Annotated in this window: 23 protein-coding genes; 3 read left to right on the top strand and 20 right to left on the bottom strand. The window is 57.8% G+C overall.

The window, feature by feature from the left end; genetic code table 11:
- Positions 1–53 precede the first annotated feature (53 nt).
- The 18 genes from H7846_RS16510 to H7846_RS16425 all read right to left on the bottom strand — a co-directional run bounded on the left by H7846_RS16510 (position 54) and on the right by H7846_RS16425 (position 19549).
- Positions 54–935, bottom strand: coding sequence for an undecaprenyl-diphosphate phosphatase (locus H7846_RS16510; protein WP_186693708.1), 882 nt, complete (start codon positions 933–935; stop codon positions 54–56).
- Between the two features lie 50 nt (positions 936–985).
- Positions 986–1447: a GNAT family N-acetyltransferase gene (locus H7846_RS16505; RefSeq protein WP_186693706.1), complete on the bottom strand. Its 462-nt coding sequence runs from the start codon at positions 1445–1447 to the stop codon at positions 986–988.
- On the bottom strand, positions 1428–2438 hold the full coding sequence (locus H7846_RS16500) for a tetratricopeptide repeat protein (RefSeq protein WP_186693704.1): 1011 nt from the start codon (positions 2436–2438) through the stop codon (positions 1428–1430). The genes H7846_RS16505 and H7846_RS16500 overlap by 20 nt, the downstream gene beginning before the upstream one ends.
- A gap of 137 nt (positions 2439–2575) precedes the next feature.
- Positions 2576–3607 (bottom strand): threonine ammonia-lyase, encoded by a 1032-nt coding sequence (locus H7846_RS16495; RefSeq protein WP_186693702.1) that lies wholly within the window; start codon positions 3605–3607, stop codon positions 2576–2578.
- 36 nt (positions 3608–3643) lie between these two features.
- A complete protein-coding gene (locus tag H7846_RS16490; protein ID WP_186693700.1) occupies positions 3644–5881 on the bottom strand; it encodes a patatin-like phospholipase family protein in 2238 nt (745 codons plus the stop codon).
- Positions 5882–6042: 161 nt separating this feature from the next.
- Positions 6043–7707, bottom strand: coding sequence for a ribonuclease J (locus tag H7846_RS16485; RefSeq protein WP_186693699.1), 1665 nt, complete (start codon positions 7705–7707; stop codon positions 6043–6045).
- A 34-nt stretch (positions 7708–7741) separates the two neighbouring features.
- Positions 7742–8596, bottom strand: a complete 855-nt coding sequence (locus H7846_RS16480) for a 2,3,4,5-tetrahydropyridine-2,6-dicarboxylate N-succinyltransferase (protein ID WP_186693697.1) — start codon at positions 8594–8596, stop codon at positions 7742–7744.
- Between the two features lie 55 nt (positions 8597–8651).
- Positions 8652–9572: a 4-hydroxy-tetrahydrodipicolinate synthase gene (gene dapA, locus H7846_RS16475; RefSeq protein ID WP_186693695.1), complete on the bottom strand. Its 921-nt coding sequence runs from the start codon at positions 9570–9572 to the stop codon at positions 8652–8654.
- Positions 9573–9720: 148 nt separating this feature from the next.
- Positions 9721–10995 carry an aminopeptidase gene (locus H7846_RS16470; protein ID WP_186693693.1) on the bottom strand — a complete coding sequence of 425 codons (1275 nt, stop codon included), beginning with the start codon at positions 10993–10995 and terminating at the stop codon, positions 9721–9723.
- A 54-nt stretch (positions 10996–11049) separates the two neighbouring features.
- Positions 11050–11736 carry a 4-hydroxy-tetrahydrodipicolinate reductase gene (dapB, locus tag H7846_RS16465; RefSeq protein ID WP_186693691.1) on the bottom strand — a complete coding sequence of 229 codons (687 nt, stop codon included), beginning with the start codon at positions 11734–11736 and terminating at the stop codon, positions 11050–11052.
- A 110-nt stretch (positions 11737–11846) separates the two neighbouring features.
- Positions 11847–13250, bottom strand: a complete 1404-nt coding sequence (gene lysC, locus H7846_RS16460) for a lysine-sensitive aspartokinase 3 (protein ID WP_186696450.1) — start codon at positions 13248–13250, stop codon at positions 11847–11849.
- Between the two features lie 26 nt (positions 13251–13276).
- Positions 13277–14383 (bottom strand): aspartate-semialdehyde dehydrogenase, encoded by a 1107-nt coding sequence (asd, locus tag H7846_RS16455; RefSeq protein WP_186693689.1) that lies wholly within the window; start codon positions 14381–14383, stop codon positions 13277–13279.
- Between the two features lie 85 nt (positions 14384–14468).
- Positions 14469–14801 (bottom strand): hypothetical protein, encoded by a 333-nt coding sequence (locus H7846_RS16450; RefSeq protein ID WP_186693688.1) that lies wholly within the window; start codon positions 14799–14801, stop codon positions 14469–14471.
- An 86-nt stretch (positions 14802–14887) separates the two neighbouring features.
- On the bottom strand, positions 14888–15928 hold the full coding sequence (locus tag H7846_RS16445) for an isocitrate/isopropylmalate dehydrogenase family protein (RefSeq protein ID WP_186696449.1): 1041 nt from the start codon (positions 15926–15928) through the stop codon (positions 14888–14890).
- 167 nt (positions 15929–16095) lie between these two features.
- Positions 16096–16575 carry a transcriptional regulator NrdR gene (nrdR, locus tag H7846_RS16440; RefSeq protein WP_186693686.1) on the bottom strand — a complete coding sequence of 160 codons (480 nt, stop codon included), beginning with the start codon at positions 16573–16575 and terminating at the stop codon, positions 16096–16098.
- A 171-nt stretch (positions 16576–16746) separates the two neighbouring features.
- The gene (locus tag H7846_RS16435) at positions 16747–17796 is read right to left on the bottom strand and encodes a lysylphosphatidylglycerol synthase transmembrane domain-containing protein (protein ID WP_186693684.1); all 1050 of its coding nucleotides are present in this window, start codon (positions 17794–17796) and stop codon (positions 16747–16749) included.
- 40 nt (positions 17797–17836) lie between these two features.
- Positions 17837–18559: a lytic transglycosylase domain-containing protein gene (locus tag H7846_RS16430; RefSeq protein WP_255460696.1), complete on the bottom strand. Its 723-nt coding sequence runs from the start codon at positions 18557–18559 to the stop codon at positions 17837–17839.
- A gap of 3 nt (positions 18560–18562) precedes the next feature.
- Positions 18563–19549, bottom strand: a complete 987-nt coding sequence (locus H7846_RS16425) for an HAD-IIB family hydrolase (protein WP_186693682.1) — start codon at positions 19547–19549, stop codon at positions 18563–18565.
- A 157-nt stretch (positions 19550–19706) separates the two neighbouring features.
- On the opposite strand from H7846_RS16425, the gene H7846_RS16420 reads away from it, so the two are divergent.
- The 3 genes from H7846_RS16420 (at position 19707) to H7846_RS16410 (ending at position 23706) form a co-directional block, all read left to right on the top strand.
- Positions 19707–20978 (top strand): threonine synthase, encoded by a 1272-nt coding sequence (locus H7846_RS16420; RefSeq protein ID WP_186693680.1) that lies wholly within the window; start codon positions 19707–19709, stop codon positions 20976–20978.
- Positions 20979–21021: 43 nt separating this feature from the next.
- Complete coding sequence (locus H7846_RS16415; protein WP_186693679.1) at positions 21022–21897, top strand: hypothetical protein; 876 nt, start codon at positions 21022–21024, stop codon at positions 21895–21897.
- A gap of 429 nt (positions 21898–22326) precedes the next feature.
- Positions 22327–23706, top strand: coding sequence for an MATE family efflux transporter (locus tag H7846_RS16410; RefSeq protein WP_186693678.1), 1380 nt, complete (start codon positions 22327–22329; stop codon positions 23704–23706).
- Here H7846_RS16410 and H7846_RS16405 read toward each other — a convergent pair.
- Together H7846_RS16405 and H7846_RS16400 are read right to left on the bottom strand one after the other, a co-directional pair.
- Positions 23703–24620 (bottom strand): DMT family transporter, encoded by a 918-nt coding sequence (locus H7846_RS16405; protein ID WP_186693677.1) that lies wholly within the window; start codon positions 24618–24620, stop codon positions 23703–23705. The two genes, H7846_RS16410 and H7846_RS16405, sit on opposite strands and share 4 nt — an antisense overlap.
- A 70-nt stretch (positions 24621–24690) precedes the next feature.
- Positions 24691–26787 (bottom strand): M13 family metallopeptidase, encoded by a 2097-nt coding sequence (locus H7846_RS16400; protein WP_186693676.1) that lies wholly within the window; start codon positions 26785–26787, stop codon positions 24691–24693.
- Positions 26788–26950: the final 163 nt, after the last annotated feature.

The raw sequence follows: 26950 nt of genomic DNA, 5'->3' as shown, positions 1-26950 counted from the left end.
AAGATATGGGATCTTTGAGTCCATATCTTCACTCCGAAGATCTCATCTATTTCTCAATACCCGAGATGATGCAGATAAAAGACGGCCCCTGAAGCGAGCAGGCAGTAGATTCCAAACAGATACCAGCGCCCTTCTTCCAGCCACGCGCTCAACCATCGGAGTGCGACGAGACCCGCAAAAAATGCCAGAACCATTCCGATCAGACTGGTCGCTACGCTGCTATGTAGATCGATGGCAGCGCCAGTGGTGGAAGCCTCGCGCGACGCCTTGACCAGGCGCATGGCCTCACGCAGCACAACAGGCGGAGTGAGCACGACGGCCAGTGCGAAGCTAAATCGCTCGGCGCGGTCCTTACTCGCGTCGGCCAGCATTCCAGTGGAGATGGTTGCGCCAGAGCGCGAGAAACCGCGAAAAGGAAGGCAGAGGCCCTGAACCGCACCCATCCATCCCGCCTGCCGCATGGTTACGCTGTTGCCATAGGCCTGCTCGACGGGCTGGCCCTTTCGTTCACGCAGTCCTGCGATAAGGATCAGCACACCTGCGGCCAGAAGTGCAGGCGCAATCAGGTCGAGCCTGCCGAAGAGCTCTTCGATCTCTGCTTTAGGAGCTCCGTGGAACATGGTCTTCTCGATGGCTACCTTCAAAGCTCCACCGATCAGGCCGGTAAGAAATGTCGCCCAGATAATGCGGATCAGGAACCGCTTGAAGGCATCGGCGTTGGCGAAGTAGGTCTTCTTCCACTGCTTCCAGAAATAGACGATAACGGCGAACATGGTGCCGGTGTGTAGCATGACCAGCAGCAGCGTCATCTGGGGAGAAGAAGGGTCAAGGCCCATCAGTTTTTCAGCGACGACGACGTGAGCGGAGCTCGAGACTGGTAGAAGCTCTGCGAGCCCCTGCACAATGGCGAGCACAATAACCTTCAGAATCGGCATAGCACCATGCTACATGCACTCCCTGAATCTTCCGTGAAGATGTTCCTGGCTTAGCTGGAGAGTATCTTTTCAAACACCGCAGAGGTCTTGATCTGTGTAAAACCTTCACGACGATAAAACCGATGCGCTCGTTCGCGTGTCATCCTCGAGGTCACCTGGATGACGGAAATACCTTTCTGATTGCTCCATTGTTCGACTGCCTCGCACAATTGCTTGCCCACGCCAAGCGAGCGAGCGCTATCCTTTACAACCAATCCGGTAATCAAGGTGTGCGGAGCGGATTGCAGATGCCTCGCGATCTCTGCTCCGATCCATCCGACCACTTCGTCTCCTGCGCAGGCAACGAGGGCAAGATGGTCTTCGCGAAGGGGTTGCATAGCTTCGATTCGGTCTCTGACTTCCTCAACAGAGGAAGCATAGCCGAGCTGTCCGCTCAGCTCAGCAACAGCAATGGAATCGCCGATCTCTACTTCGCGTATGGTGAGAGGTTTTTCAGTCGCGGTCGTTGCCATAGATCGAGATTCCCTGCTGGACTTTGTATGCGATGCTGGCGCCGCGTGCCGCATAGTCTGTCTGCGGATACTTTGCCTTCAGATCAGCTGCGAGCGTCTGGGTTTTTGCGGTAGCGGAGTCTGCTTTTTTCTTGTCTTCCTGCACGGTGTACATCGTGACAGTTACGGCTGTTCGATAGACCGCGTTGTATAGGGCCTCTGCAGCACGAGGTCCATCGGGAAACTGACGCGCATACTTCTCATATAATTCCGCTTCCTTCTCGGGGCACTTCGGCAGGCCCTGCCAATCGCCGCACAGCTTGTTATCGAGCATCTCGTAGGCTGCCATTGCTGCGTACTTCGTCCCCGGATAGTTCTTGAGAATCTTCTTCATCTCGCCTTCGAAGATCGCTGGGCGCAAGATGGGATCCTGCTCCTTTGCCGAGGGCAACGTGCTGATATCCCGTTTCGCCAACTGCCAGCGAATATCTGCCGAGCGCCATGCTGCCTCAGAAGCCAGAGAAGACTGAGGGAAGTAGTCCACCACTCTCCTATAGAGCAACTGGGCTTCTACTGCGGCATCCTTCGGAGCGTTGGGGCGGCTGGCAGCGTCTTCAAGATTTGCCGCGGCCCCGTACAGGATCAAATCGCCCTGCGGAGTCGTAGGGCCGACGACTCCTTTGTCGCGAATCCAGCCCGAGGACGGTGTAGGAGCAGCATCGTCACCGAACTCCGGCTTATCCTCGGGATCTTCCTGAACGTCAGTATTGGCGAAGACTTTGACCCAGGGAGCGCTGCGTTCGACGACGACAACCTCATGACCTGGAGCCACCATCGATACTCGTTGCGAGTCTGCATCCGAGGACACGTAGACGTTGGCATCGTGCAGTACGGTCGCCCGCGCTGCACGATCGTATCCTGCGTCGTTCTTGCGTTTCTGGCCCCACACGGTTGACGGAAGTAGAAGCAGGGCGGCACCTAAACCCATCCAGAGCAGACGATCGTTTCGCATAGCAACATATTAGACGGGAGATTTGTGTTAAGGGCACGGTTTAGAGCCTGCCCTGAGCGAAGCCGAAGGGTGCCACAAGGTTATAGATTCAAGCGGCTTTCGTCGCTGAGGTCCACGGGGCTAGAAAACGTGTAGCCTCACGCCAATGGAGTGGCTGCGATCTCTGTCTCCAGTCGCTGACGCAGGGAGGGTTCCAGATTGCCTCCGCTCAAAATTACAACGACTTTGTGCGACGTGGGAAGCTCGTGGGCATGGAAGAGTGCTGCCGCCAGGGCGACGGCCCCACTGGGTTCGGAGACCAGCTTTGTAGCAGCTAGAATTACGCGCATGGCGGAGAGAATCTCCTCTTCAGTGACCGCGACAATGCCGTCGACGTACTCGAGGACATGCTTGAAGTTCACCTGGCCCAGACTCTGCGTGCGCAGGCCGTCTCCGATGGTTCGTGTCGTCTTTTCTGCAGGCCACTCCACAAGTTTTTTCGAGTAGAAACTCTCTTTCGCATCGGCAGCCAGCTCGGGCTCCGCTCCCCAGACTTTGACACCAGATTTGGCGAGTCCTTCCTGAGCGGCCAGTTTGATCGCCGTTGCTGCTCCGCTGAGCAATCCGCCTCCGCTGACAGGCGAAAGCACAAGGTCGACATCCGGAAGCTGCTCTACGATTTCGAGCCCGCAGGTGCCTTGCCCTGCGACGATCTGCGGCGCGTCGTAAGGAGGAATCATGGCATAGCCGAATTGCGCTACCAGTTCCTCAGCTTTTCGGAGCCTTTCGGAAGATGCTGGACCAACCTCTACGATCTCCGCTCCCAACGCTCGTGTGGCGGCCTTCTTAACCTCCGGAGCGCTCGCAGGCATCACGATCACGGCCTTTGCACCGAGTGCCTTTGCGGCATAGGCGACGCCCTGGGCATGGTTTCCGCTGGAGTAGGTGATGACGCCTCGCGAACGTTTTTCGGGCGAGAGCTGCGCCACCATGTTGTAAGCTCCGCGGAGCTTAAAGCTTCCGATGGGTTGTTCGTTCTCGGCCTTGAGATAGAGATCGAACTCCGGTTCAGGCAGCTTTGCCATCCGCAGCCGCGCGCGCTCCACACGGTAAAGCGGTGTCCGTACGGCAACGCCGCGGATTCTCTCTTGTGCTGCCCGTATCTCGCTCAGGGTGACGAACTCGCTCATGTCGCCATGATAACCGGCTGGAGCGGACTCCTGTGCTTAGAAGACCCTTCCGATACCGAAGTACCATCGGCGATGATCGCTATCTCCGATACTGACGCCGCCGAAGAGGGGCCCCAACAGAGTTTTGACCACAACGGCCGCGGCGACATCGTTGGGGGTGGAGGGCGTCTGCGAATTGCCGCCATACATTTTGCCGATCTCGTAGACTCCGCCCGCATAGACCGCATCAGCAAATACCGGATTCAGTTGCGTCAACCGATGCAGATAGCCCACCTGCCCGAGGAAGTAATCCGTGCCCAGCAGTTCATTTCTTGCATAAGCGCTCAGTCGCAGAGGGCCGCCAAGGGCAAGACCCGCCAGCCCAAGATTGCTTGCGCCAAAGCTGGTGCCTCCCTGCGCTTGTGCAAACAGAATGCCTCGCGACTTGACTGGAATGAAGTGTTCCAGCTTGCCGGACATCTGTGAGTAGCCGCCAGATGCATTCGGCTGATCGGTGAAGTAGTTATAGGCAACTGTCGCCACGCTGCCTTTCGTGGGCACCATCATGTCGTCCTGCCCGAGATATTGGAACCGGACTCGCGTCACAAACGGAACCAGGCTGAATTCCTGGATGCCGCCTGAGCCAATGGTGCGATGCTCGTTGAACCACAGCACATCTTCGCCGGCGCGTAACTCGGTTCGAGAATTGAATTGGTAGCCCAGGTCAGCGCCCAGCCCATTGCGGTTCTCCCGGTACTGCTCCAGCTGCTGGTCTCCCTGATAGTAAGGATTCGTCTGGCGTGTCAGATAGGCGTGAGGAGCAATAAAGGCCCGCGAACCGGCCTGAAGCGGCTTGAACAACTCTCCCCTCAGGATGGCTGGCTGACCCAGTTGGCCATCCAGCCGGATTTCAGAGCCCGGACCGGCGAGATTGAAAAACGTCGCACGCACGCCGACTCCCAGCTCGACATCATTGACATCATTGGCCTGGATAGGCAGGCCGAGATTCATAAATGGCGGTCCCCAGCTCTTGTTGCGTGGCCGGATTAGAAGACCGGTTTTGCCGTTTTCTTCGGTGATGTTGTAGTCGATTGTCGAATAGAGCCCCGTTCCCTGCAGGTCGCCGATCGTCTTTTCAAGCTGGGTGGAATCAACTTGCTTCCCAACATACTTCTGGAACCGCGCATGAATGTCGCTCTGCTGCATCCCGCTGACTCCATAGACATTGACAAACTGCGGGATGGGAACAAGTCTTCTACGCCGGGCCTGCCGCTGAGCCATGTATGCCGCCCAGTCAGCATCGTTCAAAGCATATTTTTCCAGTTCCGGGGCCATCAACTCCGCAGCCTTGTAGCCCAGCGGGATGATATCTTCGTTCTTCTGAAAATCCAGCGTCCCAACTTTGCTGACATCTGACGAGACGACGATGTCGGAGTTCTTCAGGCTGTTGACTTCGTTGGCTGCCACCATGATAGAGACATTACGGCCCACGACTCCGGTCAAGGAATTCAGGCTCTCCGGATCGGGAGGCCCGACGTTCAGATAGGACGAGATCACCACCTTCGCTCCCATCGAGCGGGCGACGTCGACTGGGAGATTATCGACAGCACCGCCATCGGAGTAGACTTCATTCCCGTGGTGCACCGGGGCGAACATCCCGGGAATCGACATGGTTGCGCGCAATGCCTGTGCCAGGGAACCGTCTTCGAAGATATGCGGCTGCCCGGTGTTCAGCTCGGTGGCAACACAGCGAAAGGGAATGGGGAGATCGTCAAAGCTCTTCAGATTCCAGTAGGGCAGCATCGACCGATCAAAAAGCAGCCCTACGGCGGCGCCGGAGTTCAGCGCGCTCGGCAGCGTAATCCCTTTCTGGATTCCGAATTCGAGGCGGTTGGGAAACGCGAGTTTGTCTTCCTTGCGTCGATAGCTTAGCGCTGGAAAGGGAACCTGACCGCTCAGTACTGTTGGCCAATCGATCTGTCTTACAAAGGTCTTGAGTTCATCCGGGCTCATCCCTGAGGCATACAAACCTCCGACAAGACCGCCCATGCTGGTTCCGGCGACATAGTCTACGGGGATGTGATGCTCTTCCATCCACTGGATCACACCGATGTGAGCAAACCCCAGTGCACCTCCGCCTTCCAGTACCAGGCCGACACCTTCCTTGCTGGTCGAAGGCGCGTGATTGATTGGGGGATTAGGGGATTGTTGGGGAGCTGCTGCAGCCACAATTGCGGTAAGAATTACCTCCGAAAGAACCAGGATCAAACCACAACTGAATTTATCGATTGCCACTTCTCGGAATTTTCTGGTCTTGATCATGTTTTTCAGACTTTTCTGCCATCTTACGCTGGATACAGGAGATAGCTATCTTTCGGCGTACCCTTCGGGATACCTCGACTCAACAAAAGAGCGCCCTGAAAGGGCGCTCTTTCTCTGCTGAAAAGTGGAATGTGTCAGATCTCGAGGATCACTGGCATAATCAGCGGTCTGCGGCTCATGCTCTTTTGGATAAACCGCTTCAGATCGGTCCGGATCTTCTCTTTGATGACGCCATAGTCGGCCTTTTCTTCACCAGAGGAGCCATCGAGCGTGCGCTGTACCACTTGCCGAGCCTCTGCGATCAGACTCTCTTCCGGGACCGCCATGCCGCGCATCACAATCTCGGGTAGGTTTTCGAGCCGCCCCGTGCCCTTGTTGATGGCGATGATTGGCAACACGATGCCATCCTCACTCAGATGCCGCCGGTCGCGAATCACCAGGTCTTCGACCACGTCGGAGGCCGCGCCGCCGGAGTCGATACAGACGCGGCCTACCGTGATTTGGCCGGTCTTCGTCACGGAGTGCTGGTCCAGCTCCAGCACGTCGCCATCTTCGATCAGGATGGCCTTTTCGACCAGCCCCATCGACGAGGCCAGCTCTGCATGACGCTTCAGGTGACGATAGTCGCCATGAATCGGAATGAAGAACTTTGGCCGCACGAGATTGATCATCAGACGTAATTCTTCCTGGCTTCCGTGTCCGCTTACGTGGATCAGGCCGGATGCGCCGTCGTCGTAGATCACTTTTGCATCACGGCGTTCAAGGTGATCGATCACACGATAGATCGACTTCTCGTTGCCTGGAATGACACGCGAGCTCATCAGCACGGTATCGCCGGGCTCAATGTGCGCATGCTTGTGATTGTTGACCGCGGCCCGGCTCAGCGCGCTCATGGGCTCGCCCTGGGTTCCACTGATCATGATGCACAGCTTCTCCGGAGCGAAGTCCTTGATTTGGCCGGGATGAATAATCAGCCCTGGCGCGGGATCGAGATAGCCCAGGTCCTGTGCAATCTCGGTCGAGTTATCGAGCGAGCGCCCGATGATGGCAACCTTGCGCCCGTGCTCGGCGGCAAGCTCCATCGCCAGACGGATTCTATGAATGGACGAGGAGAAGCAGCTGAAGAACAACTTCTTCTTCGTCTGCCCGAAGATCTCATTCAACCGCGGTAGCACAGCCTTTTCGCTCGGCGTATAACCGCGCCGGTCTACGTTGGTGGAATCCTGCAGCAACGCCAGCACACCCTGCTTACCCAGTTCCGCAAAGGCCTGCAAATCGAAGGGCTGTCCATCTGTGGGGGAGAGATCCACCTTGAAGTCGCCGGTATGCAGGACGATACCAACCGGTGTATAGATGGCCAGCGCTACGCAGTCGACCAGTGAATGGGTGACTCGAATCGGCAGAATCGAGAACGGCCCCAGTGTCAGTCGCTGTCCCGGAGTGATCTCGTTCAGATCGGCATCATCCAGCAGCTCGTGTTCTTCCAGCTTGCCTTCCACAAAGGCCAGCGTGAACTCTGTGCCGAAGACCGGAACATTCAGCTCCGAAAGGATCCACGGTAGACCGCCGATGTGGTCTTCATGGCCATGCGTCAACACGATGCCGCGGACTTTCTCCCGGTTTTCAGTCAGATAGCTGATGTCTGGTACAACGACGTCGACCCCTAGCAGCTCTTCTTCGGGGAACATCAAGCCGGCGTCAATGACAATAATGTCATCCTGCCAGCGGAGAGCCATGCAGTTCATTCCGAACTCGCCTAACCCTCCCAGCGGAATCAGCTTCAATTTATCTTGTGCCATGAGACTTAAATCTTAGCAGCACGTGGGATTGTGACTATCTCAGCACATCCTCGAGAACCAGCGAAAGCTCCGTCTTCTCATCCCTGTACTTCACAATTACCGGGGCAGCGACGCTCAGGCCCCACTCTGCCCCTTTACCCTTGGTGACGGCCCGCGAACCCGGTACGACCACCGCTCCTTCTGGGATGATCAGTGGCGACTCCGCTGTTGCTTTGTAGATCTCGCCCTTCACCAGGTCATAGACCGGAGTCCCGCGCGTCAGCACGGTTCCGGCGGCGATGACAGCGCGCTTCCGTACGATGGTTCCCTCATAGACTCCCGTATTGCCGCCTACCAGGGCGTCATCCTCGATAATGACCGGGGTAGCGTTTACCGGTTCCAGTACGCCACCGATCTGCGCCGCTGCGCTCAGGTGAACACGCTTGCCGATCTGTGCGCAGCTTCCCACGAGTGCGTGCGAGTCGACCATGGTTCCCTCATCGACATAGGCTCCGACGTTCACATACGCAGGAGGCATCACAACGACGCCTTTTGAGAGATACGCTCCACTGCGAACGCTCGAGCCACCTGGAACGACGCGCACGCCATCGGCTACGCTGAACCGCCGCGCTGGATACGTCGCTTTATCAACGAACGAAAGCCCTTCGGCAGATCCCATCTCGGTCATCTGGCCGAGCCGGAAGCCTAACAGGATTCCGCGCTTCACCCATGCATTCACCCGCCATCCCAGAGACTGAGTCGCATCCGGTTCTGCCGAACGCAAGGTGCCTGCCTCGAGAGCGTTGCGTAGCTCTTGAAATGCGGCTTCTGCTTCTTTGTTTCCAACTGCCTCTGCGCCCTGGGCGAACCAGTGCTCAATCTTCTCCTGCAACGAACCGTTCAGACTCAACCTGTCACCTTTTCTATAAAACTCGGAAAGAAATTACGAAAAATAATTGGGGGAACTACGATGCGCGGCGGGTTTCACCCTGTATGGCGATCCCCTGCAGCAATCCAAGTTCTTCTACCAGAGCTTCCAGCCGCTTCCGTGTTGCATCCGACACCAGAACCATCGGCAGTCGTAGAACATCTTCGCCGCGTCCGACCATCTTCAATACAGCCTTCACCGGAGCTGGACTGGCCTCCCAGAAATGCGCCAGCATCAGCCGGAAGTAGCGTCGGTTGACACTGCGCGCCGTGGCCCAATCGCCATCCATAGCGGCTCGTACCATCGCCGACATCTCTGCTGGAATCACATTCGACGCCACCGAAACCAGCCCCACGCCGCCGAGTGCCAGCACAGGTAGCGCGATCGAGTCATCTCCGGAAAATACTTTGAATCCCTCAGGAACCATCGTCAGCAGTTCCGTGATCTGCGTAATATTGCCGCTCGATTCCTTGATTCCAATGATGTTCGGTATCTCTGCCAGCCTTACCGCCGTTGCGGGCTCAAGATTTGCCGCTGTGCGTCCGGGGATGTTGTACAGCAGCACCGGAAGATCAACTGCCTCGGCAATCGCGCGGAAGTGCCGATATTGACCTTCCTGACCGGGCTTGTTGTAGTACGGATTCGCCGTCAGAATGCCCGTCAGGTCCTTCACCTTCGCTAGCTTTTTGGCTTTGGCTACGGCTTCCTGCGTTGAATTGTTGGTACATCCACCAAAGACAGGAACTCGTCCAGCTGCGGTCTCAGCAGTGATCTCGATCACCCGCAGCCACTCCTGCTCGCTGAGTGTGGCTGCCTCTCCCGTCGTGCCGCAGGGAACCAGAAAGCCGATGCCGCTCTCGATCTGCCATTCGACCAGAGCGCGCAGCCCGGCCTCGTCCACGCTCGAGTCTCCGCGAAAAGGAGTTACCAGCGCCGTTCCACAACCCATCAATTCCATAATGATTGCAAGTTTACCGTGTGTGGACCTGTGTGTTCTTGGAATCAGACGGAGAAGCGCTCGTTTTTGCTCGAAAAAAAGAGTTCCGGAGACCCGGAACTCTTAGATTGTTGAAGATTGAAGTGCGAAAGCGCTAACGCCTGCGAGCTTACACCCATGCGCCCTTGCGCATCAGTGGCTCCGTGGTGCCATCGGCGGCAATCCCATCGACATCCATCTGTGCGGAGCCGATCATCCAGTCCACGTGGATTAGGCTTTCGTTCGCTCCGCGCTTTGCCAGTTCGGCTGCATCCATCTTCTCGCCGCCGATCAGGCAGGTGGAATACGCCTGGCCCAACGCGATATGACTCGCCGCATTCTCGTCGAACAACGTGTTCCAGAACAGGATGCCGCTCTGTGCAATGGGAGAGTTGTGCGGCACCAGAGCCACTTCACCCAGCCGTCGGGCGCCGTCGTCCGTCGAGATCAGCCGGTTCAGTACATCCTCGCCAGCCGTGGCTTTTGCTTCGACGATCTTTCCACCCTCAAACCGAACCTGAATGTTCTCAATCAGCGTGCCCTGATGCGACAGTGGCTTCGAAGCACGTACCACGCCATCTACACGGTCCTTGTGCGGAGTGGTAAAGCACTCCTCCGTCGGGATATTCGGCTGGCAGTAGACGCCGTTTCCTGCCGTGGTGCCGCCTCCGGCCCACAGATGGTCGTCCGCCAGACCCACCTTCAGATCGGTCGTTCCATCGGCCGACTTGAAGTGCAGGGCAGAGAAACGCTTCGCATTCAGTAGCTCGACGCGTTTCTTCAGCCGCTCGCCGTGTTCTTTCCACTCTTTGACAGGATCGTCTACATTCACTCGCGAGGTTGCAAAGATCGCCTCCCACAATTTCGCAATGGCGACATCTTCCGGCTCTCCGGGGAAGACCAGCTTTGCCCACTCCGGCGTTGCTGCGGCGACAATCGTCCAGTTGATCTCGTGACGGGTAATCAGCTCCATCGCTGGTTTGCCTGCCTTCGAGGCGGCAACATTGGCGCGCGAAACCTTCGCTGGATCTTGCCTGGCCAGCAGCGCAGGATTTGCGCCAGCAATCGCCAACCGTGCCGCTCCACTGCGGAAACCGTTCGCAATACCGTCCGACAGCCATGTCGCGGCATAGTCGAAGCTCGCATCAGGAGCGTATTGGAACCGCGCCAACGCTGTTGCGTCATCGGCGTAGAAAGTGGTCACCAGCTTCGCGCCAGCTTTATAGGCTTGTTCTGTGATCTTGCGCGCTAATGGAAGGGCATCCATCGGAGCCGACATGATCAGCTCCTGGCCTTCCTTGAGTCCCAGACCAACCTTAACCGCGACCTCCGCCAGCCGGTCCAGCTTTTCATCCAGCGTAAGTTGATCGAATCCTGTAACGTTCACTGCTTCTGCAACACTCATGGTTTCTTTGTCCTTACCTGATTAGACGCGAGCGATTCGCAAGTCGATGCACACCTACACTTTCGTGCAGACTTCTTGAAAGTCGTAGCAGCCAGTATGGGTGGAGATCCACTCCGCCGCCCGTACCGCACCTTCGGCAAATCCCCGCCGCGAATGTGCCTCGTGGGTCAGCACCAGCTTGTCTGCTTTGCTCCTGGCTTCTAAAACGTGAAGCCCGGCAGCGTCGCCTACGCGATGAGCCTTGATCGGGACATCCGTGATTCCCGCCGCAGCTTTCACCGTGTTGGCGAGCGAGATCGCCGTGCCCGAAGGAGAGTCGAGCTTCGTTACATGGTGCGTCTCCTCGATAGAAAACTCGTAGCCAGAATTCTTCAGTAGCTCGGCCATGCGCTTCGCCATCTGTAGCATCGTCTGTACGCCGACGGAGAAGTTTGTACCGTAGAGCAGACCGGCCTGCTTACGCTCGGCCAGAGAGCGCATGTCCGGCAGCTTGTCATACCAGCCCGTCGTGCCAACCACCATCTTTGCTCCGGTCGCCAGTACTGCCCGCATATTCTGGACCGCTGCTTCGGGGGTGGTGAAATCGATCACCACATCGAAGCCCGCGACAAATGGAGGCGTCAGGGCTGAGGCGTTCGCATTCTCTTTCGCATCCAGCACATGGACGCTGTGCCCACGCTCGGCCGCCACCTCGGCCACGAGCTTTCCTGTCTTGCCATGTCCCAGCACCAATACTCGCATCTGTTCCTTCCTATCCTGAACGACTTACTGGTTCGACATCTTAGTTGTGAAGGGCACGGCAAAAGCCGTGCCCTTCACATTCACAATCCACTCGCAACAAGGCCGTGCTGCTAAGCCCTGGTTTCAGCAGGAACCCGCGCCTCTATATCGAAGATCGACGGGTCAGGATCGGCGAAGAAGTTTTTGTGCAGACTGCGCACGGCCTCTTCTACGTCTTGTTCATCGATCATGAAGCTCATGTTGATTTCGCTGGCGCCCTGCGAGATCATCCGCAGGTTTACGTGGCTGACCGCTGTAAACACCTGTCCGGCAATGCCGTTGTGTCCGCGAATGTCTTCGCCCACCATGCAGATGAGGGCCTTCCCGCCCTCCATCTTCACATCGGCGATCTTCGACAGCTCCTCGCAGATCTCCGGCAGCCGCTCGTTCGAGTCCACACTCAGCGAGATGCTGACCTCGCTGGTCGAAACCATATCGATCACGCACTTGTACTTATCGAAGACATCGAAGACTGCCTTCAGATAGCCGTGCGACATCAGCATACGGCTCGCAACAATGTCGATGATCGTCAGCTTCTTTTTGGCCGCGATGCTCTTGAAGGGGCTCTTGCACTTCGGAGCCACGGCAGTGATCTTCGTGCCCTCGTTCTCCGCGTTCCGCGAGTTCAGCACCCACACCGGAATGCTCTTCTGCACCGCAGGAAGGATGGTTGCCGGGTGCAGAACCTTCGCGCCGAAATAGGCCAGCTCGGCGGCCTCTTCAAAGCTGATCGTCTTCACCCGTAACGCCTCAGGAACCATGCGTGGGTCGGTCGTCATAATGCCGTTGACGTCGGTCCAGATCTCGATGGCGCCGGCATGAAGTCCCCCGCCCACCAGAGCAGCGGTGTAGTCGCTTCCGCCACGGCCAAGAGTCGTGGTGATGCCTTCAGCGTTTGAGCCGATAAAGCCGCCCATCACCGGAGTCTTGCCCTCTTCCACAAGCGGAAGCACCAACTCCGTCAGCTTGGCTTCAATCGCGGCTTCCTGCGGAGCGGCCTTGCCATAATTGGAATCAGTAATAATGCAGGTGCGCGCATCGACGTGGGCTCCGTTCAATCCGCGCTGCTCGAACGCGGCTGCAACGATGCGGCTCGAAAGCCGCTCTCCGAAGCTCACCACTAAGTCGCTGGTCCTGTCCGTCAGCTCTCCAACGGCAGCGATGCCGCGCAGCAGATCGTCCAGAGCATCAAACTCCTGATGGATCGCCAGCTGCAGATTCCCGAATCGCTGTTCGTCCAGAAGCTCGGTCGCGGTATCGATGTGACGGTTTCGCAAACGCGAGCTAATCGCCAGAGCTCCGGATTTGTCTCCGCGTCCGGCTGCGGCTGCTCCGGCCAGAAGCTGGTCCGTGACCTTGGCCATCGCTGAGACGACCACAATCGTTTCCAGGCCTTTCTTCCTGCGTCCGCCGACGATCGCCGCCGTCCGCTCCATCGCCTTGGCGTCCTCCACAGAGGTTCCGCCAAACTTCATGACGACAAGCTGTTCCCGTGCTTCGCTCAAGCCAGCACCGCCTGACCCTGAGCTACTCCGGTTGGAACTCCCAGCTTATCCAGCTTGCCCATACGCGCCAGTACTTCGGCATTCAGCAGAGCGGCTCCCGCCGCACCACGAATCGTATTGTGCGATAGCACGACGAACTTCCAGTCCAGCAGCAGGCATTCGCGCAGACGACCCACCGTGGAGGCCATGCCGTGACCGCGCATCCGGTCCAGGCGCGGCTGCGGACGATCCACAGCACCATCGAACTCCACCGGAACCTCGGGAGCCGTCGGCAGGCCCTCTCCACGCAGCGGAGCAAATTCACTCCACGCTGCCAGAATCTCCTCCCGCGTCGCCTTCTTCTTGAACTTGATGCTCACGCACTCGGTGTGGCCGTCTTCTACCGGCACGCGGTTGCAGTGTGCGCTGACCTTGGCATCCAGCATGGAGATCTGGTTCCCGCGCAGGCGGCCTAGCAGCTTGCCGACCTCCTCCTGCATCTTTTCTTCTTCGTTTTTGATGAACGGGACAACATTGCCCATGATGTCCAGCGAAGGTACGCCGGGATAGCCCGCGCCGCTTACCGCCTGCATTGTCGAAACAAACAGGCTCTCAATTCCAAAGCGCTCTTCCAGCGGCTTCAGCGCCAATACCAACCCAATCGCAGAACAGTTCGGATTGGTCACAATGTACCCGCCGCTCTCGCGTCGCCACTCCTGCGTCTCGATCAGCTGCAGGTGATCTGCGTTGACCTCGGGCACAACCAGTGGAACATCCGCAACCATGCGGAAGGCGCTCGAATTCGAAATTACTGCGCATCCGGCAGCGGCAAACTTCGGTTCCAGCTCACGCGCAATGTCTGCGTCCAAAGCGGCAAAGATAATCTTCGGCAGTTCGCCTTCGCACAGCTCAGGCACATTCGGCTGCACCTTCATGGCCGCAATTTTTGCTGGTAAAGGAGTGTCCAGCTTCCATTTACAGGCCTCCCCATAGGCCTTACCCGCGCTGCGGTCGCTTGCTGCGAGCCACGTAATCTCAAACCAGGGGTGATTGTGCAAAAGCTGAATGAATCGCTGACCGACCATGCCGGTCGCGCCAAGAATACCAACCCGTCGCCGTTCCATAGTCTATTAAGAATAACGCGTCATCTTCACCCGCGTCACGGCGCACTGTGCAGAAGCTGAATTCCAAGGGCGAAACTCGTAAAACCTAGTCGCCCCGCCGGCTTCGGTAGGTATGTCCGCCGCCGATCCACACCAGGATCGCAACCGCAAGATGGATCAGGAACCAGAGACTGATCCCTTGGTCCAGGTAGATCAGATAAAGAACCAGCGCGCGCGGCAGCAGGATGGCAAAGGCCAGTGGAACCCACCCCACCAGCTGAAACGGTACCAGGATTCCCTGAAGCCACGCGACAATCAGCGAGATGCGGGGCAGAAATAGCGCAAAGACCAGAAACCAGAAGGGAAGCCGATGAGAGATCAGCGTAAGACTGAACCCGTGTCCGGTCACCTCCTGCCACAAGACAGACGCAAACTCCATGCATGCCTCCAAAACTTCATCGAGCAGGCGAACTTAGCCTGGCCAGCTCGATGAAAATCTTGCATGGGGTGGTCTGCTCTGTCTAGCTAAATCGTCGCAGGAGAAGACATAGCCTCAAGTACCGCGTCGGCAAACGCCCTCGTCCCGCTCTGCCCGCCCACATCACGCGTCAGCGTCTTGCCTTCGCGGTACACCTGCTCGATCGCATTCTGTACCCGCTCAGCAGTTGCGCCTTCGTTGATGTGGTGCAGCATCAGCACCGCTGATTGCAGCAGCGCTGTTGGATTCGCCATGTCCTTACCCGCGATATCGGGCGCCGATCCATGCACGGCCTCGAAGATGGCGCAGCCGTGACCGAGATTCGCTCCTGGAACCAGCCCCAACCCGCCTACAAAAGCGCTGCACAGGTCGCTCAGAATGTCGCCATAGAGGTTCTCGGTGAGCAGAATGTCGTACTGGTAAGGATTCAGCACCAGCTGCATGCAGGTGTTGTCGACGATGTGCTCCTTGTATTCGACCTCCGGAAAACCCTCGGACACTTTACGGCAGCAGCGCAGAAACAAGCCATCCGATAGCTTCATGATGTTCGCCTTGTGGATCGCATGGATCTTCTTGCGTCCATGCTTGCGAGCATAGTCAAAGGCGAACTGCGCAATGCGCGACGACCCCTTCTCGGTAATAATCTTCAACGACTGTACGACTCCCGGAACAATCTCGTGCTCCAGCCCGGCGTACAGATCTTCCGTGTTCTCGCGCACGATGATCAGGTCAATGTCGGGATACTTCGTCTTCAGCCCCGGAAGACTCTTTACCGGTCGAAAGTTTGCGAACAGGTCGAATTTCTTCCGCAGTGTTACGTTGATCGAAGCGAATCCTCCCCCGACCGGAGTTGTCACCGGCCCCTTCAGCGCGACCTTGTTCTGCTCAATTGACTCATACAGCGCCTTCGGGATGTACTCGCGGGTCTGCTCAAAGGCATCTGCACCGGCCGCGAATCGATGCCACTCAAACCCGACACCGGCTGCCGCGCCCGCCGCCTCCACAATCTTGACGACCGCGCCAGAGACTTCTGGACCGATCCCATCACCAGGAATCAACGTAATCTTGTGTGTTCTCTCAATCGCCATCGTTCTTTCGCCTTCTTCCCGTGGTTGGTTCTGGTCGATGAATTCACCCTTTAGCGAATTCATTATTTATCTCTTCAGCGAAATTTCATTACCTCTTATGGAGGTGTCATTCTGAGCGAAGGGCGTGGCCCGAAGTCGAAGGATCTGCGGTTGCTTTAAATCCATCCTCATCGCTTCTTCTTCTGGTCTTTGCCGTTTCCGCTCAAAAGCTGTTCCAACTCCTGTTTGAACTCGCTCACGTCCTTGAAGTCCCGGTACACGCTGGCGAACCGGATATAAGCCACGGTGTCGATCTCTTTGAGCCGAGTCGTAATCAGTTCGCCCACCTCTGTAGTCGACCGCTCACGTTCCGGGGAGTCCACCACATAAGCCTCTGTCTCATCGACAATCTGTTCCAGTTTCGCAGCGGAGATAGGTCTCTTCTCGCAGGCATGCAAAAGCCCGCTCAGGACCTTCTGCCGGTCGAACTTCTCTCTCCGGCCGTCCTTCTTCACCACCATGTATGGAATTTCATCGATACGCTCGTAAGTGGTGAACCGCTTGTTGCACCTCTCACACTCGCGTCTGCGGCGGATCGAATCCGCCTCCTTGCTCTCTCGCGAATCGACCACTCGATCCTGGGTAAAACCGCAGTAAGGACACTTCATCGGAATACTTCGATTCTAGCAGTGCTAGAGGCCGTGTCTTCGTGGCCGTCGCTCGAAACCTGAAATTTTGAAGTGTCATTTCGACCGGAGCGGCTTGAGCCGCGATGTGGAGAAATCCCGGCATTTTGCAGATCTCATCCCAAGCCGGGTCATCGTGCGAGAGCACGATCCCTACTCCTGCGCCACCGCTGGCTCTTTCCCCGCCTCTTCGCTCTCCGTCGTAATCTTCCGCAGACTTACCTGTTCCAATTGTGCGCATACTAGCCCAGCCGGGATGATGCAGAAAAACGTTACGACCAGCAGCAGGGCGCCACAGGCAGTTGCGGCTTCAATCGGAGCGCCGTAGAAGGTGTGCATCGCTGCCGCCGTTACGGCAATCTGGGTAAACCACCCCACAATCGGAAGCTGCAACAGGCTGCCGCCGATGCTTGCAGCCATCAGCAGCATCGCCCGCGAGAACGAAAGCTGCCCCAACTCCGGAGTCTCCACGAAGGCATGCGCTGTCTGGACATACGCCGAGGCAATCATCCCCCACATCAGAAGCGAGATTCCTGCCACCACAGCAAACTCGCGCCAGCTCTTCAGCGCATTCAATCCGTCGCGGAATCCGGTGATCTTCTCTGCGATACTCTCCGCGACATTCTTCGACAGAGGCCGCAGCACCGTCCGCGCAAACCCAGCCACCGCGCCACCTGAAACTCTGACGACTCCAGCGAAGACAGCAATCGCCAGTGTGACGGCCAGGCTAATCAGGCCCGTTCGCAAAAAGATCTCCTGATGCGGCATATCCTTTGGCATAAAGGCCAGTGCCGTCGAAAAAATCAAGGCCGCCGCTCCCAGGTCGAACATCCGATCCAGCGTATACACCGCAACCTGCGAGCTCAGCGGAAGCTCAATCTTTCTTGCCACCAGGTAAGGACGCGTCAGGTCTGCCAGACGTCCGAACAAAGCGACTGCTGTAAAGCCGATAAACTGTGGCCCCACTAGCGCCGTTGCTTTGACGTCCTTCGTCGGCCGTACCAGCACACTCCAGCGTATCGCCCGCAACCAGTAGGTCCCGTAGATCAGAACGATTCCTGCAATCGCATGTCCCCAATGGATATGCTGAAGCTGCTGTTTAAAGTTTGCCCAATCAAAATGGATCCGGTCGCGATAAACAAAGACGATTCCTGCGAGCACAAGAACCAGCACCGCCCACAGCACTCCACTCCGTCTCTTCATCGAAGACTGTTCCGCCTTTTCCTGATCTGATTTGGCCGATCTACTGTGCCTGCGCTATCTGTTCGTTCACGCCAACCATTCGCTTGCGTCGGTTGAACTCGCGAATCACCCGAGCCACGTACGCTCGAGTCTCTCTATAAGGTGGGATGCCGTGATATCTGTCCACCGCCGCCGGACCAGCGTTGTAAGCTGCCAGCGCCAGTGCCACGTTGTCATGGTAACGGTCCAGCAACTGGTCAAGATAAGCAGTTCCCCCGGAGATATTCTCCTCCGGCTGAAACGTGTCGTGGACCCCTAACTCTCCAGCCGTCTTCGGCATCAGCTGCATCAGTCCCTGCGCTCCTGCACGAGAAACTGCCCTGACCTGTCCCCCGCTCTCGGCCCGCACCACGCTCGCCAGCAGATCGGCATCAATATTGTGTTCATCTCCCGCATGCGCCAGCATCGTGTGCATCTCTTCATGGGTCAGTGCGGACGGTGCAGCAGAGAGGTGTTTGTCGTTCGCAGTAGAAGCCTTCGTCAGAGCTTCAGGCAGGTCCGGAATCTCCTCTACCCGCGCTACTGCATCCCTCGCTACATCCAGATAACTGGCAGAGTCCTTTGCCAGATACAGTCGTACCCGATCGCCCATGGCTTCGCGTCGCACGCAGTCCAGCTCAAAGCCATTCTTCAGGGTCACATGCTCCGCCGCGCGCGCCATAGGACACACCATGACCGCTGCAAACGAAAGCGCAATTCCCCGCTGAAGAGATGACCGAATCATCACCTAAAAGCCTACCACCGTGGACTTATTCACCAGCTCTCCTGCCAGCATCGTCTCTACCGCCGCCGCTACACCATCCTCTGTATGGTGGCGGCCCATAATCCATCCCTGCGCCTGTCCCGCAACCTTCAGGTCCTCTGGAGCATTTGCCATCAGCACCGCGCTACCCGCGGCCTCCAGCATGGAGACATCGTTCCAGTTATCTCCAATTGCAAGAATCTCTTCCTGGGCCACGCCGCGCTGATGCGCCAGATCCAGCAGGGCGCGCCCCTTGCTGCATCCTGCCGGAAGGATGTCCACAATGCTCAGGTCTCGCTCCGGATACTCCGTTCGATGCAAAGCAGCCTCCGCCGTAGAAGAGATGTCCTCGTGACGCTTCCGTGGCCCGTTCGTCCGTAGCGGCTCCAACCCTACTCCGAGCACCTTTGGATCGGCCAGCAGTCGCGCCTGTGCTTTGCGCATTCGGTCGATCGTTCCGCACAGCATCATCTGGATCAGGCCCTCGCGCCCCAGCGCCGCCTCCATCGGAATTACTTTCTCGATATATGGCTCATTCGCGGCCATCCACTTCCCAATGCTACCGTTCAGCGCTTCCATCTCTTCGACGACCAGCGCCCCACGCGTATCCTCGCCATCCGGTTGAACCCGGTCGAAGGTAATCAGTAGCGATTGCCGAAACTCTCCCACGTGTCCGCACAGCCACTCCGCAGTCTTCTGTCCGAGAACATTGCGTTCGATCAGCTGGGCCCCCAGTGTTCGCACTACGGCCCCGTTCGAGCTGATCAGCCCCGCCTCTTCGCTCAGTCCGAGTCCACGTAGCACTTTCATCGCATAGCTGTGACGCCGTCCCGTCGCGATCACAACATGGACTCCGGCTCGTTCCGCTGCCTTCAACGCGGCCACATTGCGCGCACTTACTTTTCCATCCGTGCCCAGCAGTGTCCCATCTACATCGATCGCCACCATGCGCACATTTCGATTACCCGCCATCCTTCCATTCTCGCATTGCAGGTAAAACACGTGTTTTGTTAAGGGCACGGCTTTAGCCGTGCCGCAAGACACGTGGGTTCAATGCGGCTTCAGCCGCTGAGGGACTCTTTTCTTTCGCTGAGGCACTTTTTAAACACCCCTCTAGTAGCATCGAGACATGCCTCGCATCGCATATCTCGAGTGCTCCCGCTGCCACAATCACGTCTCCGCCGAAACCCCACAGACTGTCTGCCCCGCTTGTACAGGTTCTCTGTACGTCCGTTATGACATGAACGAGTTGAAGCGAACAGCGAAACGCGAAGATATCGCGGCGAAGGTGGCTGCCTCTCCCGCATCTCTCGGCATGTGGCGCTACTCTGCCGTGCTGCCTGATGTCACTCCCATTACCCTCGGCGAGGGCTGGACCCCGATGTTGCACAGCAAGCGCTATCCCGGCCTCTACATCAAGGAAGAGGGCGCTAATCCTACCGGCACCTTCAAGGCCCGCGGACTCGGCCTCGCCGTCACCATGGCGAAGTATTACGGTCTTCAACACCTCGCCGTTCCCAGTGCAGGCAATGCCGCTGGAGCGCTCGCTGCCTACGCTGCAGCAGCCGGAATCAAGGCCCACATCTTCATGCCCAAAGACGTTCCCTTCGCCAACTACCTCGAAGGTGTCGTCTACGGCTCCGACGTCACTCTCGTCGACGGACTCATCTCCGACGCCGCCCGCATCGTCGGCGAGCGCATCAAACAGCAAAAAGAATCCAATACCCCCGCTAACGAAGTCTGGTTCGACATCTCCACTCTCAAAGAGCCCTACCGCGTCGAAGGCAAGAAGACCATGGGCTACGAGCTCGTCGAACAGCTCGGCTGGACCTACCCCGACGCCGTCTTCTATCCCACCGGCGGAGGCGTCGGTCTCATCGGCATGTGGAAGGCATTCGAGGAGATGGAAGCCCTCGGCTGGGTCGATACTTCAAAGACGGGGGGCAAACGCCCAAAGATGTATGCCCTGCAAGCCTCCGGCTGCGCTCCCATCGCTACCGCCTTCGATCACCACAAGCCAACCAGCGAGTTCTTCCAGAACGCCGACACCTTCGCCGCCGGCCTCCGGGTCCCCAAGCCCTACGGCGACTACATCATCCTCGACATCCTTCAGCAGTCCGGGGGCAAGGCCATCGCCTCCGACGATGCCACCATCCTTCAGAGCATCCTCGACTACGCCCGTAACGAAGGCATCTTCCTCTCTCCCGAAGGAGCCGCCGCGACCGCTGCCTACGACCAGCTGATCGCCTCAGGCGAACTCAAACCCACCGACAAAGTCGTTCTCTTCAACACCGGAGCCGGACTCAAATACACCGACATGACCGCCGAAGCCATGCACCTACGCCGTCCCGGCACCCTGCCCACCAGCCTTCCTGTCGGAGGCATCATCACCCCGCAGTAGCCTGCGCGCTCCCGCATCTCGATCTGAGATACATTGAGGGCGGATGAAACTCTCTCACCTCGCGCTTCTTCTGCTCTTCGGCCCAACCGCAAATTCGCAGCAACCCGCCCCAAAGCCCGCGTCACAGAACCCCTCGCCCATGACGGAGTCCCTGCGCGCCCACACCCGGCTCACCAAGACCGACGTGCCCGGCAAACGCATCGATCTCTCCGCAGGCACACTCCTCATACCAAACACGGCACGCATCCAGCGCACCATGCCGCTCTACATCCACTTCCACGGTGCTCCCTGGGTCGCCGAGCAGAGCATCCACGCCGTCAATCCGCGCGCCGCCATCATCACCTTCAACATCGGCGCAGGCTCCGGAGTCTACTCCCGCGCCTTCCACGCCCCGGCGCGCTTTGAGCAGCTCCTGCAGGAAGCCGCCAAGGCCATCGACCCCACCAATCCACCTGAGTTCAAGCCAATCGTCCTGTCCTCGTTCAGCGCAGGCTACGGAGCTATCCGCGAGATCCTGAAGAACCACGACAACTGGAAATACTTCGACCGCATCGTTCTCGTCGACAGCCTGCACACCGGCTACATTCCCGATGGAGCCCCCGGCCCACTCCATCCCGCCCCACTCCAGCCCTTCCTCGACTTCGCTCGCGAAGCCGTCGCCGGACGCAAGGTCTTCGTCTTCACCCACTCCGAGATCTTCCCCGGAACCTTCGCCAGCACCACCGAGACCGCCGATTACCTCATCACGGCACTCGCGCTCCAACAGCACCCCGTCCTCAAATGGGGCCCCGGCGGCATGCAGCAGCTCAGCGACATCCACGTCAAAGGACTGCACATCCTCGGCTTTGCCGGAAATACCGCGCCGGACCACATCGACCAGTTCCACGGCCTCGAACACTGGCTCCGCATGGCGAAGTGAGCCGAGCACGAAGGTAAAAAACAGTAACTCCTAACCGTGTCATCCTGAGCGAAGGGCAAAGACCGAAGTCGAAGGATCTGCGGTCATACCTCACCAACCCTATCAATCGCTGCTTCCTCGGAAGTGTCATTTCGACCGAAGCTGACGTCGTAGACGTCAGCGAAGTGGAGAAATCCCCGCATTTTTCCGACAAAAGATGTCAAGTCGCCTCATCACTTAAGTGACTTATATAAATACACTTAGCTGTTGCAGAACCATCCTTTCCTACGAGCTATAATGAAATCAGCAGACCGAGCCCCGGACCTCCGGGGCTTTTCTGTTCAGCCGCAATCGCAGTTCTGACCGAGTTTTGGATAACCCCAAAGGGTGGTACGGGCTTAAGATTCATGTTTCTAATACTTTGCACAAGAAAGATAGGGGGAGAGGGCCATGTCGATCCGCCGTCAGATGCGTTCTGTCCTGACCCTCGCCCTGCCTCTCATTGCTGCGGAGCTCGGCTGGATGTCGATGGGAATCGTCGACACGATCATGGTCGGGCATATGGACAACCCGGCCATGAACATCGCCTCCGCGGCTCTGGGGCAGGTCCTCTACAACACCCTCGCCTTCGGAATCGCCGGTGTCCTCCTCAGCCTGGACACCTTCCTTTCTCAGTCTCATGGAGCCGGACGCTACGACGAAGCCAACCGCTGGCTCTACCACGGCCTCATCCTGGCTGCTGTCCTCGCTGCCGTGCTCTTCGGGCTGATCGAGTTAGCTCCGCTGTTGATGCAACGCATGCCCATCAACCCGCAGGTCCTCGGCGGTGCGCAGAGTTTCCTTCACGCCCTCAACTGGGGAACCCCGGTCCTTTTTCTCTACTTCACGCTCCGCCGCTACCTGCAGGCGTTCAACCACGCTCGTCCCATCGCCATCGCACTGGTGACGGCCAACCTCTGTAACGTCTTCGGCAACTGGTTGCTGATCTACGGCCATTCTTGGGGAGCTATTCGGATTCCCGCCTACGGCATCGCTGGCTCGGGACTTGCGACCTCGCTCTCCCGAACCTATCTCGCGATCTTCCTCATCATTGCGATCTGGAAAGTCGAGCATCAGCACAACTATGGCCTGCGCTCCATGCTCCGTCATATCGAAAGCTCGCGCCTCAAGCGTCTGGTTCTGCTCGGTGCTCCCGCCGGAGGACAGATCTTCGTCGAGATCTCCATCTTCGGAGCCGTAACTTTCCTCATTGGAACCATGGGACCGCTTCCGCTCTCCGGCCATGAGATCGCTCTCAACTGTGCCAGCTTCACCTTCATGGTCCCCTTCGCCATCTCGGCAGCTGCAGCGGTGCGTGTCGGTCAGGCCATCGGACGCAATGCCCTGCCGGAAGCCGCTGCCGCGGGCTGGAGCGCCATTTTGCTCGGAGCAGCCTGCATGGCCAGCTTCGCGGTGATGCTGTTTCTCTTCGCTCACCCCATCGCCCGGGCCTTTACGCCTGATCGCGCCGTGATTGCAGCGACGATTCCGCTGCTCTTTGTCGCTGCTGCATTTCAGTTCTTCGACGGCCTCCAGATCACCGCTACCGGAGCCCTTCGAGGAGCAGGGAACACCCACGCCGGACTCATCGTCCAGATCATCGGCTATTGGATCATCGGTCTGCCCATCGGCTGCTGGCTCGGCTTCCACCTTCACTATGGAGCTATCGGTCTCTGGCTCGGTCTCTGCGCTGGCCTTATCGTTGCGGGGATCGCGCTCACGACGGTCTGGAGCCGGACGACAAAAACTTTGCGTCTGGGAAACGTGAATCTCCTGAAGGTCGTGGACTAGCTCGCTGGCTGAGGTTTGGCGACGCGTGCCTTCGAATGTGTCGTCAAAGTAACGGCCGCTGCGAGAATGAGGAATCCTCCCGTCCATGCGGTAGGCCCAAGATGCTCGCCCAGCACAAAGACGCCGAGCAGGCTTCCCATTAGCGGCTCCATGTTGAGCAGCACGCCAGCCTGTGAAGCCGGAACCTGTGTCAGACCCCAGTTCCATAGCAGCGTGGTTGTGGCCGTGCACAGAACTCCGCTCGCTGCCAGCGCGAGCCACGCTTTGGTTGAGATATGAGCCACTGGAGGCGCGCCGTAACGGAACGGTACCCACACTGCGAGCATCAACGTGCCCAGCAGAATGCCGTATGCGGTGACGACGACAGGGGAGTGGCGATCCATCAGCTGCTTGTTCAGCAGAATCCATCCCAGCGCGATCGCCAGCGAGAGCACGACCAGAAGGTCTCCTGCGAGCGAAGGCTGTCCTGCGCCGGTGCTGTGACGTCCGAAGGCGATCAGCGCCGCACCCGTTGTGGATGCAGCGAGAGCCAGCCATCCCGTCGCGTCTAGCCGTTCATGCGCAAAGATTGTTGCCCCTACAGCAAGAATGACCGGCATTGTGCCGACCATCAGCGCGGCGTGCGAGACCGTCGTAAGCGACAGTCCATAGAACTGGATCAGGAACTGGACCGGGATGCCAAGGAATGCAGCAATCGCAAGCGTCTGCCATTCTTTACGGTTCAGGCCAGGACGATGTGTCGCTAACAGCGGAAGAAGCGGCGCCAGCGCAAAGAGAAAACGATAGAGCACCATGTGTGCGAAGCCCATCTCGGCCAGCGCAATCTTGCCGAAGAAGAAACCGCAGCCCCAAAAGGCGCTCGCCAGCGCACACGAAAGAAATCCGATGGCGCGCTGTCTGGATGCGATGGGCATACTTCCAATGTCGCACAAAAAGAAGCGGGCGCAGCCTGAGCTGCGCCCGTCTGTTGTCACCGGATGTCAGTTACCAGACACGGCAACTGTTGGCTGGAACCATCGGCGCACCCTTCTTGCAGCTGAAGGCCGCCGCAAAGCCGGGCTGGTTGACGATCGCCCCATTGGCGCGGAAGTGGTCCGGCGAGTGCGGATCGGTCAGCACCTGCTGGCGAATGACCTCGGGTCGCGAGTTCTCACACCAGTTCTGTGCGTAAGCAATGTAGAACCGCTGCGGAGCCGTGTAGCCATCGATCTTCGCGTTCAGGTCGACTTTGTTTGTCTTCGCCCGCTCGAGATAGGCAAGGTAAGCCAACACCAGACCACCGTTATCGGCAGTGTTCTCGCCTAGCGTGAGCTTGCCGTTCACCTTGACGTCATCGACGGCAGTAAACGATCCATATTCGTTCACCAGGCAGTCAGTGCGAGTCTCAAACTTCTTCGCGTCTTCTGCCGTCCACCAATCGGTCATGTTGCCTTTGGCATCGAATTTACGTCCCTCATCGTCGAAGCCATGCGTCAGCTCATGGCCGATTACTGCGCCGATGTGTCCGTAGTTCACTGCATCATCCTGCTTGGGATCGTAGAAAGCCGGTTGAAGAATTCCGGCAGGGAAATTGATGTCGTTCATGCTGGGATCGTAGTAGGCGTTGACCGTTGGTGGCGTCATCCCCCACTCGCTGTGATCGACCGGCTGGCCGATCTTACGGAGCTGACGGTCGTTTTCAAACGCTACGCTGCGGAACTTGTTGCCCAAGGCATCATCTGCTTTGATCTCGAGCTTCGAGTAATCGCGCCACTTGTCCGGGTAGCCGATCTTATTCGCGACGCCCTGTAGCTTCTCCTTGGCACGCGCCTTGGTCTCGGCGGACATCCAGTCCAGTTGATCGATGTCACGATCCATTGCGTGCTCGATGTCATGCACCATCTCCAGCATCTTCGCTTTGCTGTCTCCAGCGAAGTACTGCGAGACGTAGACCTGGCCCAGCGCCTCGCCCAGCGCGCCGTTTACTGCATTGGAGCAGCGCTTCCAGTGTGCGCTCTGCTGCGGCTGCCCGGTAAGAATGCGGCCGTAAAAGTCGAAGTTTTCGTCGTCGAACTTCTTCGGAAGGCGATTGGCCGCGCCGGTCAGCAGGTGATAGCGCATGTACGCCTTCAGCGTGTTGATGTCTGTGTCCTGAACGGTGCTGACCATCGAGGAGATGAACTCCGGATTGGCATTATTGATCTCAGTGATCTCGGGAGATTGAATTGTCGTGCGGAAGGCCCCGAAGGCATCCGCCGGAAAGCTCTCGTTAAAGGTTGCGATGGTCTGAAGGTGATAGACCTTCTCAGGGTCGCGACGTTCGGTCACCGGCATGGAAGCTTTGGCCAGCTTGGTTTCGAAGGCCAGGATGGCGTCGGCGTCCTTCTTTGCCTGGTCAGCAGGGGTACCGGCGAGGGTCAGCATCTTTGCCACATGTTCGACATACTGCTTGCGAAGAGCCTCGTCTTTGGCTCCGGTCCGCAGATAGTAGTCGCGCTCCGGAAGACCCAGACCACCCTGATCGATGTAGGCGATCTGCTTGCTGGCGTCCTTGAAGTCCTGCTGCTCGCCATAGCTGAAGAAGACATCAATCCCATTGCGCTGGAGCTTGCCTGCAAGGGGGGCCAGTTCAGAAGGCGACTCTACAGCATCAATCTGGTCGAGCAGGGGCTTCAAAGGCGTCAGTCCTTTGGCTTCAATCGTCTCCGTGTCCATGCAGCTCTTGTAGTAATCGCCGATTTTCTGTTCGTTGGCGGTGCGGCTGGCTCCACCCGCTGCAGCCTTCGTAAGAATGCCGTTTAATGACTGCGTATTCACGTTATAGAGCGCATAAAACTGGTCGACTCCGGGCTGGTCGGATGGGATGGGGTGATTCCCCGCGAATTTGCCACAGGAAAATTTGTAGAAATCGTTGCAGGGATCAACCGATGTATCGATGGAGGAGAGGTCAAAGCCTGGGATAGGCTTGTAAACCTCGGCGGGCTTATCCTTAGCCGTCTGGGCAGGCTTTGTCTGTGCGGTTGCTGCTGTTGCGAGAAGGGCAGCCGCTAGTCCCAAAGCAACGCACGTGGCCTGCTTTTGCAGCCATCTTTGTTCGATCATTTTGTCTTTTCCTCCAGAATCCAACTGAAACCTCTGTATTTGTATCACTGCCCGATGAAGCGGTGAGAATGAGCTGCTTCCCGTTGGCGGGGGGCAATCGTCTGTGAAACAGTAGTAGCCAGTCCGCCCTTCGGGGTTACGTTTCTCCTGCCATGCCGGTTCC

Source organism: Edaphobacter sp. 4G125, assembly GCF_014274685.1.
Classification (GTDB): domain Bacteria; phylum Acidobacteriota; class Terriglobia; order Terriglobales; family Acidobacteriaceae; genus Edaphobacter.
Note: the sequence above shows the minus strand (reverse complement) of the source record. Positions and strands in the feature narration are given on the sequence as shown.

Bases quoted from the DNA above. Each gene is read 5' to 3' on its own strand.
- H7846_RS16500 (WP_186693704.1), bottom strand. From the start codon at position 2,438: ATGCGAAACGATCGTCTGCTCTGGATGGGTTTAGGTGCCGCCCTGCTT.
- dapB (WP_186693691.1), bottom strand. From the start codon at position 11,736: ATGCGAGTATTGGTGCTGGGACATGGCAAGACAGGAAAGCTCGTGGCC.
- H7846_RS16445 (WP_186696449.1), bottom strand. From the start codon at position 15,928: ATGGCGATTGAGAGAACACACAAGATTACGTTGATTCCTGGTGATGGG.
- H7846_RS16505 (WP_186693706.1), bottom strand. From the start codon at position 1,447: ATGGCAACGACCGCGACTGAAAAACCTCTCACCATACGCGAAGTAGAG.
- asd (WP_186693689.1), bottom strand. From the start codon at position 14,383: ATGGAACGGCGACGGGTTGGTATTCTTGGCGCGACCGGCATGGTCGGT.
- H7846_RS16450 (WP_186693688.1), bottom strand. From the start codon at position 14,801: ATGGAGTTTGCGTCTGTCTTGTGGCAGGAGGTGACCGGACACGGGTTC.
- H7846_RS16425 (WP_186693682.1), bottom strand. From the start codon at position 19,549: ATGGCGGGTAATCGAAATGTGCGCATGGTGGCGATCGATGTAGATGGG.
- H7846_RS16420 (WP_186693680.1), top strand. From the start codon at position 19,707: ATGCCTCGCATCGCATATCTCGAGTGCTCCCGCTGCCACAATCACGTC.
- dapA (WP_186693695.1), bottom strand. From the start codon at position 9,572: ATGGAATTGATGGGTTGTGGAACGGCGCTGGTAACTCCTTTTCGCGGA.
- H7846_RS16470 (WP_186693693.1), bottom strand. From the start codon at position 10,995: ATGAGTGTTGCAGAAGCAGTGAACGTTACAGGATTCGATCAACTTACG.
- H7846_RS16495 (WP_186693702.1), bottom strand. From the start codon at position 3,607: ATGAGCGAGTTCGTCACCCTGAGCGAGATACGGGCAGCACAAGAGAGA.
- H7846_RS16435 (WP_186693684.1), bottom strand. From the start codon at position 17,796: ATGAAGAGACGGAGTGGAGTGCTGTGGGCGGTGCTGGTTCTTGTGCTC.
- H7846_RS16415 (WP_186693679.1), top strand. From the start codon at position 21,022: ATGAAACTCTCTCACCTCGCGCTTCTTCTGCTCTTCGGCCCAACCGCA.
- H7846_RS16430 (WP_255460696.1), bottom strand. From the start codon at position 18,559: ATGATTCGGTCATCTCTTCAGCGGGGAATTGCGCTTTCGTTTGCAGCG.
- H7846_RS16410 (WP_186693678.1), top strand. From the start codon at position 22,327: ATGTCGATCCGCCGTCAGATGCGTTCTGTCCTGACCCTCGCCCTGCCT.
- H7846_RS16405 (WP_186693677.1), bottom strand. From the start codon at position 24,620: ATGCCCATCGCATCCAGACAGCGCGCCATCGGATTTCTTTCGTGTGCG.
- H7846_RS16485 (WP_186693699.1), bottom strand. From the start codon at position 7,707: ATGGCACAAGATAAATTGAAGCTGATTCCGCTGGGAGGGTTAGGCGAG.
- H7846_RS16400 (WP_186693676.1), bottom strand. From the start codon at position 26,787: ATGATCGAACAAAGATGGCTGCAAAAGCAGGCCACGTGCGTTGCTTTG.
- nrdR (WP_186693686.1), bottom strand. From the start codon at position 16,575: ATGAAGTGTCCTTACTGCGGTTTTACCCAGGATCGAGTGGTCGATTCG.
- lysC (WP_186696450.1), bottom strand. From the start codon at position 13,250: ATGAAGTTTGGCGGAACCTCTGTGGAGGACGCCAAGGCGATGGAGCGG.
- H7846_RS16510 (WP_186693708.1), bottom strand. From the start codon at position 935: ATGCCGATTCTGAAGGTTATTGTGCTCGCCATTGTGCAGGGGCTCGCA.